This is a genomic window from Marinimicrobium locisalis (genome assembly GCF_039822625.1).
In the GTDB taxonomy this organism is placed as follows: Bacteria; Pseudomonadota; Gammaproteobacteria; order Pseudomonadales; family Cellvibrionaceae; genus Marinimicrobium; species Marinimicrobium locisalis.
This window is the reverse complement of the sequence record NZ_JBDLLG010000078.1, coordinates 1-972: the sequence shown is the minus strand read 5'-3', so window position 1 is coordinate 972 and position 972 is coordinate 1. Positions and strand designations below refer to the sequence as shown.

Here is a 972-nt window from a genome sequence, read left to right as displayed (position 1 = left end):
AGGCCCGGCGACGGAACCGACATCAATCTGAATATCGCCATCATCGCGAATACCCACCGTGCCAGCTTCGGTCAGGCTCCAGTTGCCTTCAAAATGATTCTCTTCGTTGGCCAGCGTAACCGTGCCCTCGCCCACCTCCACAGAGGTGGTCCCGGCGACGGCCAAGTTGGTATCCGCGCTCTGAACCAGGCTATAGCTACCGGCGCTGCCGGAACGGTTAAGGTTGAGATTACTCGTAGTGATATTGCCCAGGCTTCCACCAGTGTCGGTGGTAATGGTGAGATCGCCGGAACTGGTGTTGATGGAGCCGCCGTTGTGCGTAAAGCTGACTGGCCCCTCGCCAGCGTCGGTGCCGATCATAAACTCACCGCCAGCGGTTGTAACGTTATTGCTCACCGTTACGGTTCCGCCGGCGTTCAGTTGGATATCAGCCCCTTGGCTGTTCAGCGCCCCTTCCAGCGTAACGTTCTCATTGAAAGTGACCGGTGAGTCCCCTTCGATATCTTCACTAGGTCCTGTCAGAGCGGGCAGGCTCGGATCTTCCTGACTGCTTTGGGTCAGAGTTTCGTCGCCCGACGAAACAAATAGGCCACCCCCTCCTGAAGCAGTAGTAATGGTATCACTTGCCGATATTTCGTGGCCCGCCCGAAGCGAGACGCTGCTGATCGTAGAGTCAGACCCCATTGCTTTATTAATAGTGATGTTGTCTGCGGCTCTAAGATTGATAGCGCCATCGGTATCCAAGCTACCATCAATAAACAAGCTACGGCCGTCCCGATCAACCGCGTCATTCCCATCAACGTTCTCTGCGTCACTCGCACAACCGGAGGTGCCACACTCAGCCACACCGGCGGAAAAAACAATAGCACCATTGCCCAGCTTGATATCAGCACCTGAGCTAACCTGAATGTAACTATTCAGCACCATCTTCAAGATGCGAGCGCTTTTCAATCAAAAAGTCCGGCCAGTTAT

1 protein-coding gene is annotated in these 972 nt (G+C 54.7%); it reads right to left on the bottom strand.

Annotated elements, in window-relative coordinates; genetic code table 11:
* Positions 1-951, bottom strand: a 951-nt coding sequence (locus AAE514_RS18470; protein WP_347333036.1) for a hypothetical protein, incomplete at its 3' end; no start/stop codon positions are given.
* Between the last annotated feature and the right edge of the window lie 21 nt (positions 952-972).